Source organism: Trichocoleus desertorum AS-A10, assembly GCF_039962155.1.
Taxonomy (GTDB): Bacteria; Cyanobacteriota; Cyanobacteriia; order FACHB-46; family FACHB-46; genus Trichocoleus.
In genome coordinates, this window is sequence record NZ_JAMPKN010000004.1 from 153,637 (window position 1) to 173,580 (window position 19,944).

15 protein-coding genes are annotated in these 19,944 nt (G+C 49.3%); 5 read left to right on the forward strand and 10 right to left on the reverse strand.

The window, feature by feature from the left end; all coding sequences use genetic code 11:
* Positions 1-22: 22 nt before the first annotated feature.
* The 4 genes from NDA01_RS09190 to NDA01_RS09205 are packed head-to-tail and all read right to left on the reverse strand — an operon-like array spanning position 23 to position 3,635.
* Positions 23-769 (reverse strand): 4'-phosphopantetheinyl transferase family protein, encoded by a 747-nt coding sequence (locus tag NDA01_RS09190; protein WP_348227715.1) that lies wholly within the window; start codon positions 767-769, stop codon positions 23-25.
* 8 nt (positions 770-777) lie between these two features.
* On the reverse strand, positions 778-1,575 hold the full coding sequence (locus tag NDA01_RS09195; protein ID WP_348227716.1) for a thioesterase II family protein: 798 nt from the start codon (positions 1,573-1,575) through the stop codon (positions 778-780).
* 36 nt (positions 1,576-1,611) lie between these two features.
* A complete protein-coding gene (locus NDA01_RS09200) occupies positions 1,612-2,295 on the reverse strand; it encodes a response regulator (RefSeq protein WP_348227717.1) in 684 nt (227 codons plus the stop codon).
* Positions 2,292-3,635 (reverse strand): sensor histidine kinase, encoded by a 1,344-nt coding sequence (locus NDA01_RS09205; protein ID WP_348227718.1) that lies wholly within the window; start codon positions 3,633-3,635, stop codon positions 2,292-2,294. The genes NDA01_RS09200 and NDA01_RS09205 overlap by 4 nt, the downstream gene beginning before the upstream one ends.
* 98 nt (positions 3,636-3,733) lie before the next feature.
* Here NDA01_RS09205 and NDA01_RS09210 point away from each other — a divergent pair, with 98 nt between their 5' ends.
* The 4 genes from NDA01_RS09210 to NDA01_RS09225 all read left to right on the forward strand — a co-directional run bounded on the left by NDA01_RS09210 (position 3,734) and on the right by NDA01_RS09225 (position 7,386).
* On the forward strand, positions 3,734-4,255 hold the full coding sequence (locus NDA01_RS09210) for a Spy/CpxP family protein refolding chaperone (protein WP_348227719.1): 522 nt from the start codon (positions 3,734-3,736) through the stop codon (positions 4,253-4,255).
* Positions 4,256-4,396: 141 nt separating this feature from the next.
* Positions 4,397-4,945 carry a Coq4 family protein gene (locus tag NDA01_RS09215; RefSeq protein WP_348227720.1) on the forward strand — a complete coding sequence of 183 codons (549 nt, stop codon included), beginning with the start codon at positions 4,397-4,399 and terminating at the stop codon, positions 4,943-4,945.
* 242 nt (positions 4,946-5,187) lie between these two features.
* Positions 5,188-6,735 carry a dolichyl-phosphate-mannose--protein mannosyltransferase gene (locus NDA01_RS09220; RefSeq protein ID WP_348227721.1) on the forward strand — a complete coding sequence of 516 codons (1,548 nt, stop codon included), beginning with the start codon at positions 5,188-5,190 and terminating at the stop codon, positions 6,733-6,735.
* A 222-nt stretch (positions 6,736-6,957) separates the two neighbouring features.
* Complete coding sequence (locus NDA01_RS09225; protein WP_348227722.1) at positions 6,958-7,386, forward strand: nuclear transport factor 2 family protein; 429 nt, start codon at positions 6,958-6,960, stop codon at positions 7,384-7,386.
* Between the two features lie 16 nt (positions 7,387-7,402).
* Here NDA01_RS09225 and NDA01_RS09230 read toward each other — a convergent pair whose 3' ends face one another.
* From NDA01_RS09230 to NDA01_RS09240, 3 genes are all read right to left on the reverse strand, one after another.
* Positions 7,403-7,858 (reverse strand): ATP-binding protein, encoded by a 456-nt coding sequence (locus tag NDA01_RS09230; RefSeq protein WP_190435784.1) that lies wholly within the window; start codon positions 7,856-7,858, stop codon positions 7,403-7,405.
* 3 nt (positions 7,859-7,861) lie between these two features.
* Positions 7,862-9,568, reverse strand: a complete 1,707-nt coding sequence (locus NDA01_RS09235; protein ID WP_348227723.1) for a SpoIIE family protein phosphatase — start codon at positions 9,566-9,568, stop codon at positions 7,862-7,864.
* Between the two features lie 384 nt (positions 9,569-9,952).
* Complete coding sequence (locus NDA01_RS09240; protein WP_190435775.1) at positions 9,953-10,687, reverse strand: response regulator; 735 nt, start codon at positions 10,685-10,687, stop codon at positions 9,953-9,955.
* 416 nt (positions 10,688-11,103) lie between these two features.
* Between NDA01_RS09240 and NDA01_RS09245 the strand changes: the two genes are divergently transcribed.
* Positions 11,104-15,525: a PAS domain S-box protein gene (locus NDA01_RS09245; protein WP_348227724.1), complete on the forward strand. Its 4,422-nt coding sequence runs from the start codon at positions 11,104-11,106 to the stop codon at positions 15,523-15,525.
* A 5-nt stretch (positions 15,526-15,530) separates the two neighbouring features.
* Here the strand turns inward: NDA01_RS09245 and NDA01_RS09250 are convergent, their stop codons facing one another.
* The 3 genes from NDA01_RS09250 to rsmH all read right to left on the reverse strand — a co-directional run bounded on the left by NDA01_RS09250 (position 15,531) and on the right by rsmH (position 19,936).
* On the reverse strand, positions 15,531-16,649 hold the full coding sequence (locus NDA01_RS09250) for a hybrid sensor histidine kinase/response regulator (RefSeq protein ID WP_348227725.1): 1,119 nt from the start codon (positions 16,647-16,649) through the stop codon (positions 15,531-15,533).
* Positions 16,639-18,855 (reverse strand): histidine kinase dimerization/phosphoacceptor domain -containing protein, encoded by a 2,217-nt coding sequence (locus NDA01_RS09255; RefSeq protein ID WP_348227726.1) that lies wholly within the window; start codon positions 18,853-18,855, stop codon positions 16,639-16,641. Before NDA01_RS09255 ends, NDA01_RS09250 begins: the two co-directional genes overlap by 11 nt.
* A 181-nt stretch (positions 18,856-19,036) precedes the next feature.
* A complete protein-coding gene (gene rsmH, locus NDA01_RS09260) occupies positions 19,037-19,936 on the reverse strand; it encodes a 16S rRNA (cytosine(1402)-N(4))-methyltransferase RsmH (protein ID WP_348227727.1) in 900 nt (299 codons plus the stop codon).
* Positions 19,937-19,944 lie beyond the last annotated feature (8 nt).

Here is a 19,944-nt window from a genome sequence, read left to right on the forward strand (position 1 = left end):
CTTTCATCCTATCACTTGCCTTTCAGCCATTTAACCAGCGCCAAGCCTTGAGTTGCCAGCCTGATCCTGCCACTGCGATCGCTGCTACATAATTCGGTACAGGGGTTAGGTGTTGTAAAGTCCAGTTATGGGCATTTTCCCAAGTCCCTCTGACTTCTCGCAAAGTCGCAGGTTCGCTAGGGACGAAAGCCACATCAAACTGATCGAGCGGAATCGACAACCCTTGCCCCAAACCTTTGATATAGGCTTCTTTGCGAGTCCAGGCATTAAAGAATGCTTCAGGTTTGAGAGCGTCAGGCAGCGATCGCAAAATATTTTGCTCTGAAACTGAAAAGACAGATTTAGCTACCTGATCAACGGGAAAATCCGTGCGGATATATTCGAGGTCAATTCCTAGTTCGCGATCGCTCGACACTCCCAATAGAGCCAATCCCTTTGAATGAGATAAGTTGAAATGTAGCGATGGAGACGCTTCTAAGCTGGGCTTGCCATAAGCGTTGTAGACGAAACGTAGGTGCGCGGGTGCTTGGTCAAGGTAGCGGCCCAAAATTAGGCGCAGTAAGCCTCGCGCCATAATAAAATGCTGTCTATCTTTAGGAAAATAAAATTTCGCTGCTCGTTCCTGTTCGTCACTAGTTAGGGTTTCATGGAACTGCTCGACCAGCGTTGGGTCTTGATCCAGGTCTGCACACCAAACATGCACTTCATCCTGAGCTAACTTCAAGTCGGCAGGTGGTAATTGCCAATAATTGTCTGCAATACGCTGCATTTGGTCCCCTAGCTCCCCAAATCTGGAGGAGATTTGAGAGGGGCATACTCAGGTAGACGGCTGACAATTTGAGTGAGTTCTTGGGTTAAAAGTTGTAGGAGCAAGGTTTGGTCTGAGTGAATGAAAAAGTGATTACCTGGGAGCATTCGGTGAGAAAAACCAGCACTGGTTCGGGTTTGCCAAGCTTGTAACATCTCCGGAGACACATCTACATCTTGCAATCCGCCAAACGCGGTAATCGGGCAAGGTAAAGGAGCTTGGGACGAATGTATATAGGTTTCTAGCACCGTAAAGTCAGCCCGGAGAATCGGCAGCATTAACTCCATCAGCTCCGTATGCTCTAAAACTTCTTCTGGAGTGCCTTGTAGCCGACGCAACGCTGCGACGAATTCCACTTCTGGTAGCTGGTGCAGTGGCGATCGCAAACTAGGTAATTGAGGAGCCCGTGCCCCAGACACAAAGAGATGCACCGGATACACATGATGGGCTTGTAACCAGCGAGCCACCTCAAAGCTGACCCAAGCGCCCATACTGTGCCCGAAGAACGCAAAAGGCTTGTCTAGATGTGGCAGGAGAGATGAAGCGATCGCTTCTACCAACTCAGGCATCCGAGTTAATAGCGGTTCGGCCATGCGTGTGCCATGCCCAGGTAGCTCGATCGCGCCTAGTTCAACATCTGATGGCAAGTGATTCAGCCAAGGTCGAAAGATGAAAGAGTTGCCGCCCGCGTAGGGAAAGCAAAACAGCCGCAAACGAGCCTGAGGATTGCGCTTGGGGTAGGTCACAGAAGTCGAAGCAGTTGGCACCAATTTTCTACTCAACCAAAACTTGCCGATCTGAGTTTACAGGCTACCGCTTCCGTCATTCAGCAACGCTAAATAAGCATTGGCGAAGATAGCTGCTTGAGTGCGATCGCGCAAATTCAGCCGATTCAGAATATTAGTGACGTGATTTTTGACCGTACCTTCTGAGATAAACAAAGTCTGCGCAATTTCTCGGTTACTAGAACCCGCCGCAATCAGGCGCAACACTTCTCGTTCTCTCGGCGTGAGTTCGCTGAGGCCAGGAGGCAGCGACTCAGCAGGTAAGCTAGCACTCGCACTCGGTTTCGGTCCCATGTGAGAAAGCACTTTCTGAAAAATGCCAGGACCAAATTGGGCATATCCCTTATGCACAGCCCGAATTGCCGCAGCTAACTCCTCCGAGGGTGTATCTTTGAGCAGATAGCCGATCGCCCCGACTCGCATGGCTTCCGCAATATATTCATCGTCATCAAAGGTGGTCAATACCAAGACTTTAATTGCCGGAAAGCGCTGACAAATACTTTTAGTGGCGGCAACCCCATCCATCACGGGCATTCGCACATCCATCAGCACCACATCGGGTTGTAGCGCTTCTACTTGCTGGAGCGCAACTTGTCCGTTACTGGCATCTCCCACCACATCCAGGTCTGGCTCTAGCTCCAGCAGTGCTTTCAAACCCTGGCGCAGAATACTTTGGTCATCGACTAGTAGAACGCGGATCATGAGGGCAGTTTCGGTAAAGGCAGCTTGGCTAGAATGCGACAACCCGATCCTAGGTGACTTTCAATGCTAAAGTGACCGCCCAATGCCAAACTCCGTTCCTGCATCCCCTGAATTCCAAAGCCAGTGGTATTTTCATTCACTTCAAAGCCCTTGCCGTCATCCTGAACCTGTAACAGCAGGATGTCTTTTGCTGTTCTAACTTGAATCTGCACCGCAGTAGCAGCAGCATATTTACAAATATTGGTTAGAGATTCCTGGACAATGCGATAAACCGTAGTTTTGACCTCTAACGGCAGCGATCGCGTCAGTTCGATTTCGCAAGTTGGCAAAATTCCGGTTGTACAGTGAAATTCTTGGGCTAGGCGGGCGATCGCCATTTCTACAGATTGCCCTTGCAGCGGATCGGAGCGCAACGCTGCTACAGATTGGCGAACTGCTTGCAATGCTGTTGATCCCAACCGTTTTGCTTCTGCTAGAAAGGCTTGCGCTTTGGTGGGGTTGGTTTGCCAAAGCTTCAAAGCTCCTTCTAGTTGAATGTTTAATCCGGTGAGAGCGTGACCGAGGGAGTCATGAATATCGCGAGCAATGCGGTTGCGTTCTTGCAGGGTGGCTTGGTCTTCAATTCGTAGGGCGTATTGGCGTAGTTGTTCGTTGGCGATCGCCAGCTTTTCTCGACTTTCGCGCTCTGCCAGCAACGCATTAATCAAAAACAACACCAAAATCAGGATCAGCCCAAATAGCAAAGCCGCATTCAGTGTCAAGTTGAGGATGAGCAACCGAATGCGATCTTGCACCATTGGCCGTCCAGGCAGATTCAGCGTTTGCATGCGGTAGAGCAGCGTCAGTAGGAAGGAAGAAAACGCTAGCCCTGTCACCATCAAGCGTCCGGGCAGCTTAAACAGCAAACAACTACGAATCACTAAAACCAAATAGAGGAACGGAAATACTCGAATTCCCCGTGGGCTCAAACCTCCCGCCAAAACAATTAAACTAAACTCTAACCCTGTATACAGCAGCTTCAGCCATCCAGGTCGGCCCACAGGCAGTCGTAGCCCCATAAGCCACAAGCCGCCAATACTCAGGAGCGTCATCAGAGGAAACTGACGCATCCGGGGCAACGGCACGAAAAATAGTTCCGATAGTGTTGCTACACCGAGCAGAGCCCACTCTAAGTACAACAAGAAGGGAAACGGATGAGTTGGAACTTTTAGCGGCTGACTCACGGAAGTTTGCGGATTAGCAAAATCAAGGGTGCTGCTTTCTACTGTAAGAGCACTACCTTTCCTTGGACTACTGCTTTTATACCTGAGTCCTACGCCATCATCCATGACCAAAGTCATGCCGACTTCATGACCTTCTCCTCAGGTGGGTAGAGAATCAATTTTTTATGATTGGCTCATCCACGGATGACTGAGCTACCTCACAAACGATTTCAACTATGAAACTGAAACTGATTCCTTTGCTAGCAGGCGCGATCGCCATGACTCTAGCTGCTGCTCCACTTGCGACCCAAGTCGTTCAGGCGCAGTCCAACACAGGAACACCGAGCCAAAGCGGTCACCGGATGAAAGGCATGAAAGGCATGAACGCCTTAAATCTATCTGCGGAACAAAGGACGCAGATGCAGCAAATTCACGAAGAAACTAAAGCTGCTATTGAGCAAGTTTTGACCGCAGAGCAACGGCAACAACTGGAGGCCATCAAGGCACAGCGACAAGCCACCAGAGCTGAAAGGCAAGCAGCCAGAGTCGAAGGACAAGCTAGACCCCAAGGAGAAACCAGAGAGCGCAGAGGCCCGTTTGCCAACCTCAATCTCTCAGCCGAGCAACAAACTCGCATCCAAGAAATTAAGCAAGCGTCCCGTCAGCGCATGGAAGCAGTGCTCACCGAGGAGCAGCGGCAAAAGCTGAATGAACTGAAGCAAACTCGACAGCAAGTACGCCAAGGGCAACAGCAATAACTCCTAGGCACTCTAGCCATGAAAGTTGGATTGTTAAGCGCTCTAAACCGTTAAACCTTTGTTGATTTTGCCAGGGGCGAACCAGCGATCGCCCCTGCATTTTTAAGTCGACAGTCTCTGGAACACATCTGGAACACAAATATGAATGCCCAAACTGTTGCCACACCCGCATCGAATCCTAGAGTCGAAAGATTCTTTAAATTAATTGATCGCATCGCTGAGCTACGAGGGCGCAACGTCCCAACGATTGTGAATCTGACAACCTTGCGATCGCTGCCTACGGGCACCTTTGGTCGAGCCTGGGCCGATTTTCTAGCCCAGCATGGCCTATCACCACTCACCACAGGTTCTCGGCGCAAACAACTGCATGATGGCATTCATATTCTGACAGGCTACGGCAGTGACTCAATCGGGGAGGCCGAAGTGCAGGCCTTTCTGCTCGGAACCAAATTCAGCACCACCAATCTCCTGATTGGCTTAGGATTGCTGCGCCTGCTTTACCAGCAGCTTCCACAAAACCAAACTCCAAAATTTAGCCAAATGCCTTGGGAACGGCTAAAGCAAGCTTACCAGCGAGGACAACGATCGCGCCTTGAGCCTGATACTTGGCAACCAGAGCAGCTCTGGCAATTACCTTTAGCCCAAGTGCAAGCTTTATTTGGCCTTGAAGCGCAACCCTCCCCAAATTGAGGCGGGTCCGAAAAAAATTAAGTTCCGACGTTAATGCACAATGCCTAGCTAAACAATTTTGGGTTAAGGAATTCTAAGCGATCGCCTACATTTTGCCTTTCTGCATCACTTCTCCAAAAATCTAAGGGAGCGAAGTGTAGGAGAAGACAAGCTTTTGACGTATCGTTGATGGAGCAAAGTTCATTGCGATCGCTTAAGCCTTACAGCAAGGCAGCAGAAGTTAGGGGATTGAGAGTTGGTTTATGGCCTGGTCTAAGCAGTTGTCTAAGCAGCCTCAGCTTTGGTTCATTCTGGGCACCGTTGGCATTTTCTTATTGGCGATCGTGCTGCGGTTCTGGGGCTTGAGTCGCTTCAACATGCTAGTCTTCGATGAAGTTTACTTCGCCACCTTTGCCAACAACTACCTGACCCAGCGGCCTTTTTTTGATGGACATCCACCCCTGGGCAAATACCTGATTGCCATTGGAATCTGGCTCGGTAACCTTACTCCTTGGGGCGCGAATGCGGTTAAAAACTCCCTCACAGGTTCGCTGCTGTCCCCCTTTAGCTACCGTTGGCTGAATGCCCTAGTGGGTTCATTCATTCCCTTGATTGTCATGGGCATTGCTTATCAGCTTACCCGTCGTCGTAGCTATGCCTTGGTTGCGGGCTTACTCTCCGCCTTGGATGGCCTATTTTTAGTTGAGTCTCGCTACGCCTTAGTCAATGTCTATCTAATCAGCTTTGGCTTGTTGGGGCAGTGGTTTTTCTTGCGATCGCTAGATCGAAGAGGCGTAAAACGCTGGTGGTGGCTGATCCTAGCAGGTATTGCCTTTGGCGCTGCTGCTGCTGTCAAGTGGAATGGCTTATGGTTTTTGTTCGCTGCTTACTTGTTGTGGTTTACCGCGTGGATCATGCGCTTGGTTGCCAGGTTTTGGGGAGCAACAGCGGACCTCCCCGTTACACCCAGCGGTAAGCAATTCATTTCTCCCCTGCGCAAGCTGACTCAACTCAATCCGATCGCCGCCATCACAAGTTTGGCAGTTGTCCCAGTTCTAACTTACAGTCTGAGCTGGATTCCTCATCTCCAGCTCAATCCCAGCCCCAACTTCTGGGACGTACAGAAACGAATTTTGTCGTATCACGAGCAGGTTGGCAATGGCCCCAAAGTTCACCCCTACTGCTCTGACTGGCACAGCTGGTTTTTCATGCAGCGTCCCATTGTTTACCTCTACGAAACTGCTCAAACCACCAGCGATATCGTACCTGCCAAGCCTCCCCTCCCCCAGGCAGCCGTGAAAGTGGTTTACGACATTCACGCGATGGGCAACCCCTTACTCTGGTGGCTCTCCACGGCTGGCATTTTGTTGGTGATGTGGATGCTAGGAACCCGTTTCTACAGCTGGGTGCAGCAAGCCGACACCATTGACGCCCCCTCTAACCGACCCTCTGACCAGGCGATCGCCACTCCGCCCCTCACTCGATCAATCCCTGGGTCGATAACTGGGTCAATGGACTTGTGGATTGGCGTTTACATTGTCGTCAACTATTGGGCCAACGTGATCCCATGGATGCGAGTCAGCCGCTGCACCTTTCTCTACCACTACATGGGTGCTTCTGTCTTCTCATTACTTGCGATCGCGTGGCTCATCGATCGCTGGCTCCACAGCCGCCAGTATTGGTTCCGAGTCACAGGTGCCACAGCCATTTTCCTGATCATTTTGGCCTTTATCTTTTGGCTACCCCTCTACCTTGGACTCCCCCTGTCCCCCGCCGATTGGCAACTGCGCCGTTGGCTGCCTACTTGGTAACATCAATTCATCATTCGTAGTTCGCAACTCGTAATTTGAAACCCTATTGTGACTTCGGAAATCAGGGAAATCCATCTGCGGGGGCAAGCTTTGGTCAGTTGCTTTTCTTTAGTCTAGTTGCATCCTTTGAAGCTGAATTTAATTGATTACTGTAGTTCAGCGTTTGTAAGGAAGGCTTGCTTCACTAGCTTTGCGATTACAACTGAATTTATAAGTTTAACTATGTCTAATTCCACTGCTCCTAATCAAGTAACTTCTAATCAAGTAACCATTTCAATTGCAGGAATTACAGAACCAACCATTCTCCGATACTTTGAAAGGCTCAACGCGGCTGATTTTGAAGCAGCAAGCCAGTTGTTTGCGGCTGAGGGTGTGATGAATGCACCGTTCGAGCCACCGCTGGTAGGGCCAGAAGCGATCGCTGCTTATCTGCAAAAAGAAGCAGCAGGCATGGTGCTACAGCCTGAACAAGGAATTACTGAGGAGGTAGACAATAACTGTCTTCAAGCACAAGTAGCTGGCAAAGTCCAAACGCCTTGGTTCAGTGTCAACGTCTCTTGGCTTTTTATTCTAGATGCCCAAGAGAGAATTATTTCCGTTACTGTTAAGCTCTTGGCGTCCCCTCAAGAACTGTTAAATCTTCAGCGTTAAGGCATAAACTGCTTGGTCAATCCGTTTTTGAATGAGAATTGAGTTTAGAATTTGCTTCTTCAGGCAGACTTGCTTCTAATTTGAGACAGTTGCGGCCATTCACCTGAAGTCGGTATTCCACTCGGTCCATGAGACGGTTTAGAATTAACCATCCATAGCCACTTTCCTGCTTATCTTCCGGGGTGGGGGGCAAATAGGTGGAAAGATCAAACCCTTTGCCGTGATCCCAAATCTCTAGAGCAATGTCGCGATCTTTGAGTTCTAAGCGAATCAACACCGGTAGGTTGGGCTGATTGCGGTGGGCATGACGCACGACGTTAGAATACGCTTCGACTAACACTAAACGGAGGCGATTTGATTGCTTTGGCCAATCAACATGGTTGCCTAGCTCAACTTCTAAGGAGCCTAGCAGCCAGTTTTCAACAATAGTTAAAAACTTCAGGTCGCTGGGTACGTGAAGCTCAGTTCTCATGGACTACAGAACCTCCAGAGAGAGAATGGTTTGGTCATCTTCCTGAATGGGGTTATGCGCTTGAATGCGCTCCAGGAGGGTATTGAGGTTTAAGGGAGTTCGCTCTTGGGTGAGAAGCTGCCAGAGGCCTGTTTGCTGCAACATCGAACTTGCACTCAGAGGAGTGCCATCACCGATCCCTTCTGCGTTAACTGTTGCCTCAGTAATACCATCACTAGTCAGCAGAAATACTTCTCCTGAATTCAGAACTACATTGCCTGCCGCCGCCTGCCAAATAGGTAGAATGCCCAGTGGGACGCCCCGAGTTTTTAAGTAAGTTGGTTCTATTGGTAACGTTTCTGAAGAACTGGCTGAAATCACGGCCTGGTGAGACCATACTAGCGGATAAACGTGACCCGCATTGGCATAGACTAGCTGACCCGTGGCGGGTGTATAACGGGCCAAAACCATTGTAATAAAACAGTTGTTACTGACTAAATCCTCTGACAAGCCGCTGTTTAAGTTCTGCATCACGATATTTGGTTCAGGCGGAGCTTCTTGAGCAAGTTCTCGCCGTAGCACGGAAATAGCACTGGCCATAAATAAAGCGGCTGGAACTCCTTTGCCAGAGACATCTCCGACCGTCAACCAAATATCGCCTTGCGGATGAACATAGACTTCAAAGAAATCACCACCGACTTCACGAGCTGGATAGCAGCAGGCTTGAATCTTGGCTCCCTCAACCTCTGGCCAGCTTTGCCGTAGCAAATTGGTTTGAATTTGGCGAGCAACTTCTAGCTCCGCTCGCATTTGTTGCGTCTGCTCTTGAATGAGTTGGTAGAGCTTAGCTTGGGAAATGGCTAGAGCGGCTTGTTCTGCAACCCCTTCAATCAGTTGAATGTCTTCGGGCGGCCAGATAGAGGCTGTACTGTCTTGGTAAAGTGCCAGGACGGCGAGCAGTTCTTGCTGATAAGTCAGCGGAATAACGAGCTGCGCTAGCTCAGGGGATGTCACCCCTGTAGGGGCTAGTTGAGTTTGGCGAGTTGTCAGTGCTTGATGAGTGAGTGAGTCGGCCTCAGCTTGGCTGCCAGAAAGGTAGTGACTCGAACTTAAGAGTTCTGCTTGGGTGGGGGCTTGGTAGGAAAAGAATTCGACGGTGAGGCGATCGCTCTCGACAGGCCGCAAGATACAACAAGTTGCCTCAAAACCACTGCCAATGGTTTCCACAATCGTCTGTAGCATGCTGCGATAGTCTAACGACTCTCGAATCGCACTGGTCATGGCATTAAATAGTGATTCGCGTCTGAGGGCTCGCTGCAACTCATTCGTTCTCTGCTTCAAAACTTGATAAGTTTCTGCCGCTTGCTGCACGACTGTTTTCAGCTCATCAGGCATCCAAGGTTTAGTGATGTACTTGAAAACCTTGCCTGTATTGATGGCTTCTACCAAGTCTTCAACATCGGTGTAACCCGTCAAAACAATACGAATCGTATCGGGGAAGCGCTCGACTGTTTTGCTCAGAAATTCCGTGCCGTTCATTCCAGGCATGCGTTGGTCAGAGATGATAATTGCCATCTCTCCCTCTTGATCTAGAGATTGGAGCGCGTTGAGACCGCTGCTAGCTTTGAAAACTTCAAAATCACGCCGAAAGGTCCGATACAACAAATCTAAGTTGTCGGGTTCGTCGTCTACGACCATCAGTTTGAGCTTGCCCCCACTGCCCTGGCTCATGCGGTACTCCACTTGACAGGTTAATTGTGATGGTGGCTTGAAAGTAGTCAGAGCAACGCTATTCGACTAAGAATCAAACAAGCGGACAGAACAGAGCAGCGAGTTGCAATCTGGTCTCGGCACCTCGGCCACACATCATCTCAAATTCAAAAGTACCCTAGATTAGGGGAACCCTAACAGATGAAACCCAAATTCTAGAGAAACGGGTATAGGTTAAAACGGGTTACGCAGCTCAAACTTGAGCCTAAAAAAGTCCTACCCATAACCAACCGGAACGAACTGCGATCGCGTCACTAAAATGGGCAGGACAAAGGATAAACTCGCGCCTGGAGGAAGTTTGAGGTTAGTCGCTCCAGCCCGGAGAGTAGACAAGTAACGGCTAGTTTAGCCAACTAGACCAGAACGGAGGGCGCGAACTGCGGCTTGAGTCCGGTCATCCGCGCAGAGTTTGTTGAGGATGTTGCGAACGTGGGTTTTCACAGTCCCGACCGTGATGTAGAGTTTTTCGGCGATCGCCGCATTGCTACAACCTGCCACAATCAGCTCTAGAACTTCTAGCTCCCGCTCGGTCAAGGGGTAAGCCTCGATCATCTGGCTGTATTCATCATCAGCAGCGTTGATCGCAACTGTGTGAATTTCGCTGGGGATGCTGCTAACGGTTTGAGACGAAGGCTGGCGGGTTTGTTGCAGCACCACACGAGCGATCGCTGGATCAATCCAGCTATTGCCTTCGTTGGTAACTCTCAGCGCTTCTAGCAGCCGATCTACATTCACGTCTTTCATGCAATAAGAGTCAGCCCCAGCCGCAAAAGCTGCTAGAACGGCATCCTCGTTATCATTCATGGTCAAAATCATGACCTTAGTGGTGGATGGCTCAGGGGAATCTGACTCAGCCAGCATTTGCTTAAATCGTCTGGTTAGTTCGATTCCATCCATATCGGGCAAGCCGATGTCCACAATTGCTACATCGGGTTTAGCAGTTTCTAGTAACTTTAATCCTTCAGTACCGGTGGCAGCCTCACCAATAACTTTAACTGCGCCCCGTTGCTGGAGAGCGGTCCGTAGGCCCACTCGTGTCAAATCATGGTCTTCAATCAGGGCAACTTGAATTTCGTTCATAATCAGCTTTGCAATTCTTATAAATAAGAAGGTGAAAGTAGTTTTTCACACAAAAGGAACTAGCTCAAGCTTATCCGTCCGGCGTTGAAATAATCTATCTATCGATAGTAGGAACGGGCTGAACTATTCCGATAATAGATCTTGCTGTCAAAAATGTATGGTTAAGCTTCATTGTGTACTCGTTATCCCTTGAAGTTAACATCACCCGATCTATCCACCGCTTTATCCACCTTGAGTCCCTGCTCTGGCTAGCGAAGGAGTGTTTGTAGAGCATGAGGGACCTTGAGTGAAACAGCCGGAAGCGTTCAGAATTTGTTGAGGCTGAGCGATTTGTTTACAGTATTTAGTACAAGGACTGGGAATAGTCGATACTGAACCAAAGCCAGCTAAGAGCGGATTGCTGATAGCCAATCGTTATGGAAGAGATTCTCAAAATCTTAGTGGTTGACGATGATGAAGCAGACCGGATGGCGGTGCGTCGGGCACTCCAAGCTGCGGGTCTGTCGTTAGAGCTATCAGAAGTGGGTAGTTACAGTGCCGCGATCGCGCTTTTACAGCAACAATCCTTCGATAGCGTTCTCCTCGATTACCAATTACCTGACGGCGATGGCTTAACTTTAGTCCGCACCGCGCGCGAGCAAGGAGTTCAAACTGCTTTCATCGTTCTGACTAATCAGGGGGATGAGCAAGTAGCCGTTGAGCTGATGAAGGCAGGCGCTTCTGATTATCTGCCTAAAGCGAAACTGGCTCCAGAAAGTTTGTCCCGTAGCCTCCATAATGCTATCCGTCTGTGTCGTGCTGAAATCCAGGCTACGGCAGCCAACCAAAAATTGCGAGAAAGTGAAGCTCGCTTCCGCTCGTTGGTGCAAAACTCTTCTGACATCATCACCATTTTGGAAGCGGACAGCACAATTCGCTATGTCAGCCCCTCGATCGAGCGAATTTTAGGCTACCCTCCTGAAACCCTCATCGGTCAATCAGCTTTTAAGTACACTCATCCCAGCGAGGTGGCTAGGCTCCAGACCACTTTTACTCAAATTTTGGCCCAGCCTGGAATTGCGGCTCCTTTAGAATTCCGCATCCAGCATGCTCAGGGGCATTGGATTGACATAGAAGTGGTGGCGAATAACCTACTACAAGATGCAGGCGTGAGCGGAGTTATTCTCAATTCGCGCGATATTACTGAGCGAAAGCAGCTAGAACAGGCGTTACGAGCGAGCGAAGGGCGATTTAGGCGCTTGGCCGAAGCCAATATGATTGGGGTAATCACTGCCAGACTGACGGGCGAGATTACGGAGGCTAATGAAGCTTTTCTGGAGATGGTGGGCTACACCAGAGAAGAGTTGCAGTTAGGCCAAGTCCGTTGGGCAGCCATGACTCCCCTGGCATACCAAGAGATGGATGCTTGGGCGATCGCGCAATTGCAAACTACTGGAGTGTGCTCGCCCTGGGAAAAGGAGTATATCCGCAAAGATGGCAGTCGGGTTTCGGTGCTGATTGGGGCAGCTTTGTTGGAGTCGGGACAGGAGACCGTCTGCTTTGTCTTAGACATCACCCATACTAAGCAGACCGAAACCGAGCGAGAAGACCTGCTGCGGCAACTAGAAACTGAGCGGGGCCGATTGGAAGCAGTTCTAAGGCAAATGCCAGCGGGCGTGATTATTGCGGAGGCTCCCTCTGGGAAACTAGTGCTGGGCAATGAGCAAGTTGAGCAAATTTGGCGTCATTCATTTTTGCCTGCCGAGCAAATTGCGCAATATCAAGATTACCGAGGATTTGATACGGAGGGCCGCCCCTATCAGTCACTAGATTGGCCACTGGCTCGTTCCATTGCTCATGGCGAAGTCATCACAGACGAGGAAATTCGCATTCTACGGGGAGATCAAACCTGGGGTGTGATGCGGGTTAGTTCTAGCCCCATCCGCGATCGCGACAACAATATTGTGGCTGGAGTTGTGATCTTCTACGACGTCACCGAGCGCCAGCAGGCAGAAGCCACCTTGCGTCAGCAGTTTGAGCAATTGCAGGCGATTTATCACATAACCAATACAGTCAGTCACGCGGCTGCGCTCGAAGATATTTACGCAGCTGCTTTAGGGGGATTTCAACAAGCCCTCAAAGTCGATCGCACGGCTGTACTGATCTTAGATAGCGATCGCGTCATGCGTTTTCAGGCTTGGCGACAGCTATCGGATACTTATCGGCAAGCGGCTGAAGGCCGTTCTCCTTGGCCTACCGATGCCGCAAGCCCCCAGCCGATTTGGGTGGCAAATGTGGAAACTGAGCTAACCGAAGAACCTTTACAGTCGGTGATTTTGCAAGAAGGCATTCGTGCGATCGGTTTTATGCCACTAATCGCTCAGGGGCAATTGTTGGGCAAATTCCTGCTTTGCTACGATACACCCCATCACTTTACTGAAGAGGAAATTCAACTCGCCCAAACCATTGCTAATCACGTCGCCTTTGCCAAAGAACGCAAGCGCAGAGAAGCGAAAATCCTAGAGCTAAATCGCGTCTTGCAGCGACGGGTGGATGAATTGCAGACGTTGTTTGATGTGCTGCCCATTGGCATTGGCATCGCAGACGAGCCTAGCTGTGAAAATATTCGAGTCAACCCCTACTTTGCCAAGCTGCTAGAGATGCCTTTGGATGGTACTACTTCTTTAAGTAGTCCAGATTTAAGTAGTCCAAATTTAAGCAGCCCAACTGGTGCAAAGTCTACTCAATTCAGAGTTTTGCAGAATGGTCAAGAATTAGCAGCTCATGAGTTACCGCTGCGCTACGCTGCCGCGACGGGTAGAGAGGTTTTAGATACAGAGATTGACATTGTCCACAGTAATGGGCGAGTCATCAAGCTGTTGGAATATGATGCACCGCTGTTTGATGAGCAGGGAAATGTGCGAGGGTGTGTGGGTGCATTTCTCGACATTACAGAGCGCAAGCAAGCGGAGGAGTCACAGCGATTTTTGGCGGAAGCGAGCACGCTACTAGCGGCTTCTCTAGACTATCAAACCACCCTGGAAAATTTGGCTCAGTCACTGGTGCCGCGTTTAGCCGATTGGTGTGTAGTGGATGTAGTCGTAGAAGACCAAACCCTACGGCAAGTGGCGATCGCCCATACCAACCCTCAGAACGTTGCATGGGCGGCTGAGGTGTATCGTCGCTATCCCCCTGCCCCCAACGCTTCTAGAGGAACAGCGAACGTGATTCGCACTGGAAAATCTGAGTTTTATCCAGAAATGGACGATGCCTTGTTGATAGCAATGGCCCAAGATGCAGACCATCTAGCCTTATTGCGACAGGTGGGCTTCAGCTCAGCCATGCTAGTGCCGTTGATGGCTCGCGATCGCACTTTGGGAGTTATCTCTCTCGTTAGTACAGAATCGGGTCGGCGTTATACTCCAGCTGATCTGGCTTTGGCAGAAGATCTAGCCCGCCGAGCTGCTCTCGCTGCGGATAATGCGCGGCTGTATCGAGAAGCCCAAGAAGTTGGGGAAAATCTGCGACAGGCAATTCTGATTTTGGGTGAGCAGCAACAGCAGTTACGGACGTTGCAACGGTTGACGAATTTATTGAATCAACGCTTAGCCGACTTGCCTGGATTGTTACAGACAATGGTGCGCTCGGTCTGTGGAGCTATACCCGGAGCTGAGTTTGGCTTGATTGCGCTGCGTAACCCTCAACGCGATCTGCTGGAGCTAACCGCTAAAGTCGGTGTGGGCATGGAAAAGCTGCAACTCGATGGTTCTGACATTCGCAATGGATTTCTGGGCCAAGTTTTTCTGACCGGAGAATCGCTACTCCTGCAAGGTGAATCGCTGCGAGAATATGGCTCTGAGGAAATGCCTGCTTCCATTTATGCAGTGGCGATCGAGTCGGCTCAAGCAGGCCGCTTGGGTGTACTAGCGATCGGCAATTGGCAAGACCTCCAAGCCTTTGATGATGAAGATCAGCGATTGTTAGTGGCTTTTGGTGAGCAAGCGGCAATCGCAATCAACAATGCTCGTCTGATCAATGTTTTGGAGGAACGCGAAGAGCGCTTAGCGGTGCAGAATGACATTTTGGCCCGTCAGAACTCGGAGCTAGAACGGCAACGCCAACAAATTCAACTGCAAAATCTCCAACTCCTAGAAGCGGCTCAGCTCAAATCTCAGTTTCTAGCCACTATGTCTCACGAGCTGCGAACTCCAATGAACGCGATCATTGGCTTTTCACAATTGCTGCTGCGCCAGCACCAAGAAAGGCTAAGTGCCCCGCAACAAGACATGGTGGAGCGAATTCTCAATAACGGTAAGAATTTGCTGGCGCTAATTAACGATATTCTCGACCTCTCCAAAATTGAAGTGGGCCGTCTTGAACTGAAACTAGAAGAAATTAATCTAGAGCACTTGGTCAAAGCGACTACCGAAGAGTTGCGATCGCTAGCTGAGCAAAAGAATCTGGATTTGTCGGTCAGCACTAACTTGCTGAATCCTGGCATTATCAATGACAGTATGCGGTTGCGCCAAGTCTTAGTAAATTTGCTGTCTAATGCGATTAAGTTTACTGAGTCGGGCAGCGTCAAGGTGATGGCGTGGGAAGTTTCAGCCAACTGCGTGGCGATCGCGGTTCAAGACACTGGAATTGGCATTGCTGAATCAGATTTGCAACATATCTTTGAAGAGTTTCGCCAAGTAGACCAAACCACAACCCGCAAACATGGGGGCACAGGATTAGGCCTAGCGATTACAGACTGGTTGGTGCAAATGATGAATGGCTCGATTACAGTCGAAAGTGTTGTGGGGCAGGGTTCAATTTTCCGAGTAGAACTACCGCGTCAAGTCAGCCCTCACCGCTAGACTGTTTAAGCTTGGCGAGATTTTACTCGGCTATTCAAATGGAGTTGAATCGTAACAATGGTTCCTCCACCCGGGTTGCTTTCTATGGAAATTTGGCCGCCATGTAGATCCAGGCATCTTTTAACCATTGTTAGCCCTAGCCCAGTACCAGGAATATTTCCCACATTTTCAGCTCGCTGAAATGGTTCAAACAAGTGATTTCTGGCTTCTGCTGGAATACCAATTCCGGTATCTCTAACCTGAAAAATCACTGTCTCATCCGCACAAATCAGCTCGAAATAAATATCATTACCTTCAGGCGAATATTTAATCGCATTCGAAAGTATATTGGTCAAAATGTGTCTGAGTAATTTTTTATCTAAAAAGGTCTGAACACAGTCGCCTTGCTGATGAAGAACAATCCGATGTTTTAGACCTGCATTAAATTGCATTTCTTCCACAACGATTTGACAAAATTCTTCCAAATCTAAAGGAGCTGGGTCAAACTTCAGGCTCCCTCCCTCGACTCGACCTACGGCTAATACGTCACTAAGCAATTGATCCATTGAGCGGATCGCATTTTGAATAACGTACAAGTACTCCCGTCTGCGCTCCTCAGGTAGATCGTGTTTTTCTTGTTCGAGGAGTTGGGCGGCAGACAAGATAGAAGTCATGGGGTTTCTAAATTCGTGAGCTGCCATAGACCAAAAACGGGATTTCAGCTCACTCAGTTCTCTCTCTTTTTCCAACGCCACTCGAATCGCTTCTTCCGAGATTCGTCTGCGTAAAGCAACTTCAATTGCGACTTGCAAATCTCTGGCATCAAATGGTTTCAGAATATAACCAAAGGGCTCAGTTGCTTTGGCTCGCTGCAAGGTGGCTTCATCGGCGTAAGCAGTGAGATAAATTACTGGAATATTAAAATCTGCTCGAATTTGTTCTGCGGCTTCAATGCCGTCTAATTCACCCTTGAGTTGAATATCCATCAACACTAAGTCAGGTCGTATTTCTGCTGTCTGCTTAATGGCTTCCTCCCCAGAGGCAACCGTTATAGGCACCACGTAACCTAGTTTTTTGAGTCTTTTCTCAATATCCCTGGCAACAATTCTTTCGTCTTCCACTACTAAAATTCTTTCATTGGCCATTTTTCTCAGTCCTTCCGATATTGCCTATTTCAGAAAACGTAATTACAAAAGCTGTGCCATTGCTTCTATCAAGCGCGATCGCCCCATCCAACTGTTCTGTGAAGACACACACCAACTCCAAACCCAAGGATTCAGTGTTGCGAAAATCAATATCTTCCGGAAACCCCATGCCATTATCCCGAACAATTAAAGTGAATTGATTGTCATTGCCTGAGGTAATGCTGATTTGAATTTCATTGTCTGGATTTGATCCTGAGAAAGCATGCTTTAAGGCATTTGAAACTAATTCATTAATAATGAGGCCACAAGGAATTGCTGTATCAATATTTAGCCAAACTCCGATAGCATTGGTCGTCAAGGTAACAGTTGCAGCAAAAGCAACATAGGAACGAATTAAATTTTCTGTCAAATCGCGAATATATTCATCAAAGTTTATTTTTAGTAAGTTGCTGGACTGGTAAAGCTTTTCGTGGATTAGTGCCATCGAGCGAATGCGGTTTTGGCTGTCGTTAAACAATGCCAAGATTTTGTCATCTTTGACATAATCAGATTGCAGTCTCAAGACGCTAGAGATGACTTGCAAATTGTTTTTAACTCGATGGTGAATTTCCTTCAGCAGCACTTCTTTCTCTTTCAGAGAAAGCTTTAGCTGTTCTTCTGCCCGTTTGCGCTCAGCTAATTCGTTCTGGACTTGGTGATAGAGTTCAGATTGCTGAATGGCGATCGCCATATGCGTGGCTAGTTGCTTGAGTAACTCAACCTCAAACTGTCGCCAGCGTCTAGGCCCTGCACAATGGTAGGCACACAACAACCCCCACAGATGCTCGCCTTGCAAGATTGGGACTACGAGGCTAGCGCGGATGTCATACAAGACCAAAATATCAATATGGCATTGAGTTAAACCCGCTCTATAGATATCTTCGGTGACTTGAGTGCGTCCTTTTTTGTAGGCTTGGGCGTAATTTTGGCCGAAGCAGGTATCTCGAATGTTGCTGTTGAGGGCAGGCCTCCAACCCTCTGCCACTGATTCGACGACAACAGTGCCGCTCATGTCTGGATTGAAGCGGTAGATAATCACTCGGTCCGTCTGCAAAAAGCGTCGGACTTCATTCACAGCAGTCTGAAGAATTTCGTTTAAGTTGAGAGACTCCCGAATATGGAGCGCCATCGCTGTCAGAATTTGGCTGCACTGTAGCTGCTCGAGTAACTCTGCTGGATTTTCTAACAGCTGCGTTTCTAGGTCAGTATGCCAACTTTGAGTTCGTTGGTTTTTTTCGACTTCAAAATCCTCAATCGATCGCTGTAACTGTGCCACAGCGCTGCGCATTTCGTCGAGATCTAAGCTGTAAAGGAAGCTGGTTGGGGAAATAACGCTCAATAACTCTCCAGCTTCACCAGAGACGCCTAGGCGCTGCACCCGCTGTTGTTGCATTTCCCAGTAGGCCACCAACACAGACTCTGAAGCCGGGAAGCATGGTAGCGCAGCGCTCATAACCTCTTGGGTCGGGATCCGTGATAAATCGAGTCCTAAAGCCCAAAGCTGGATGATGTGCCGTTCCAGAATGATGCCTACGGGTGTCGGCATCTCATGCACGGGAGTTGCTGCGCTCAACACTACATAATCAACTCGATGTGCGAGCATGAGCTGGGCTAAATCCAGCAACGTAGTGGTCACAGGAGCTTGAACTGCCGGAGCAGCTGCCAACTCTACTAGCGGCTTGGATTTCAGCAGTTCATCTAGCTGTAATACATTCCGAATGCTGGCGGGTGTGATTAGCCCCACCCATTGGCCTTGCGGGTCTACGATGGGCAAATGCTGAATTTGATGTTGCCGTAGGAGCGCTAGGGCAGTAAAAACATCTTGATGCTCGGTCTGATTTAGGGCGATCGCCGGTCGCTGCATGACCTGATCAACCCTGGTCTCTGCCAAGTTTTGATTTGTAGTAATTACCTGGATCGCCTCTCGCTCGGAAAACACACCTAGTAACTGTGAGCCTTCAACCACCAGAATGGCGCTAGCGCGGGCTTCACCCATTAAAACGATGTTACGCGACAGTTCTAAACTGGGTAGTACGCAGCTGCTTTGGGCTTTGCTCATCATGGCAATTACCTCTGCCACTGAGGTGTCAGGAGATGCCGTTAAAGGACGCCGATCGATCGCAGTCTCTAAAGCCAATGGAGAGGTTAACGGATCTTGTGCTTGCATAGTTGAGCAGGTGGTTGTTGCAGGCTAGCTACTAAGAGCGATCGTGGATACGACCCGTTATCTTTTAAGTTGAGTTTTTCTTAAGGTACCTTGTTAGAAAAGCTTGCTCAATGACCTTTTTGGAGATAAAAAGCGGCGCATAGAGTTAAAACTGCTCAGGCTGCATATGTCTAAGGGCGAGTCAGTCTGGCTGCCGTTCGGCCAACCGGAGTTTTGCGGAACGCGATCGCGGATTGTTCTCCAGTTCGTCTGGTTGGGGCAAGATGGGCTTTTTGGTCAGCACTTTGAGCAAGGGTGAATCTCGCAATCTATGTTTCACTAAGCGATCTTCTAAGCTATGAAAACTAATCACGCCAATTCTGCCCTCCGGTGCTAACCAACCCGGTGCAGTGTCAAGAAATGTTTCTAAAACCTTGAGTTCTTGATTCACCGCAATCCGCAACGCTTGAAACACTCTAGTCGCGGGGTGAATGCGGCCATAGCGGTAGGAACGGGGGACACAACGCGCGATCGCTTCTGCCAATTCTGTCGTGGTTTGGAAGGGTCGTCGCTCCACAATATTGCGGGCAATCCGGCGCGACAGCCGTTCTTCGCCATAGTTATAGAAGATATTCGCTAGTTCTACCTCATCCCCAAAATTAATCAACTCAGCGGCGGTGAGGTCTTGGCGTTGGTCCATCCGCATGTCGAGACTGGCTTCGTGACGAAAACTGAACCCCCGGTCGGGAATATCAAACTGGGCCGAACTTACGCCTAAATCGGCAATGATGCCGTCAAATCGTAGTTTTCCGGGGTCGTAAGTGGCGAAGTTGCGATGGTAGAACTGGACGCGATCGCCAAACTCAGCCAAATTTGCCTGCGCGGCGGCGATCGCTTGTTCGTCCTGATCTAGGGCTGTGACTTGCACATCCGGTGAGGCTTCTAGGATTAAGCGACTGTGCCCGCCGCCACCCACGGTCACATCTAAATAATGGCCGCCCGCTCGGACTTCCAAGCCTGCAATCAGTTCTCGGCTCAGCACTGAGACATGGACAAAGGCTGGGGTGTCCGAGTTGAGCAGTTCTTGGGAGTCCGTGGTCATGCTGGGTC